We start from the raw sequence: 544 nt of genomic DNA on the forward strand, positions 1-544 counted from the left end.
GCACTGGACCGGGAACTCGACGAGCAGGGCTACATCGTTCCCGGCGTGGGCGATGCCGGTGACCGGATCTTCGGGACCAAGTGACGGTGTTCGGCCAGGGCCAGTAGCCTCTGGCCGCATGGATGCCGTTCAGGAAGCGTCGACCGCACCGGTCTGGCCCGCTCACCGCTGGGGACTGGGTGCCTTCGTGGTCGTCGAGGCCGTCTATCTGCTCGCCTCGGCATCCGTCGGCCTGCTGGCGCGCTCGGGTCCCCCGCCGGGCGGGATGATCACGGTGGCGATCGGGGTGCCCACCCTCGTCGCCGCGGCCTGCGCCATGGGAATCGCGAAGTGGCGGGGCAACGGTCCCCGCATCGACTTCCGGTGGCAATGGTCCTGGCGCGCCGTGGGTCTCGGTCTGGCCTTCGGCATCGGCGGACTGTTCGTCACACTGCCGGCGGCGTTGCTCTACCAGTCGATCGTCGGACCGGACGCGACCTCGGCCGTGGGAGGCATCTACGAGGGCGTGCGGACCACCTGGCCCCTGGCGGTTGCCGTCCTGCTC

At 70.4% G+C, this 544-nt stretch carries 1 protein-coding gene and 1 pseudogene; both read left to right on the forward strand.

Annotation, left to right across the window (positions count from 1 at the left end):
* The first annotated feature begins 3 nt into the window (after positions 1–3).
* Positions 4–84 carry a uracil phosphoribosyltransferase gene (locus RNC47_RS36260; protein ID WP_311605126.1) on the forward strand — a complete coding sequence of 27 codons (81 nt, stop codon included), beginning with the start codon at positions 4–6 and terminating at the stop codon, positions 82–84.
* A 34-nt stretch (positions 85–118) separates the two neighbouring features.
* Positions 119–544, forward strand: a pseudogene (locus RNC47_RS36265) (hypothetical protein); the annotation flags it as partial.

This window comes from Streptomyces millisiae (assembly GCF_031845425.1).
Classification (GTDB): Bacteria; Actinomycetota; Actinomycetes; order Streptomycetales; family Streptomycetaceae; genus Streptomyces; species Streptomyces millisiae.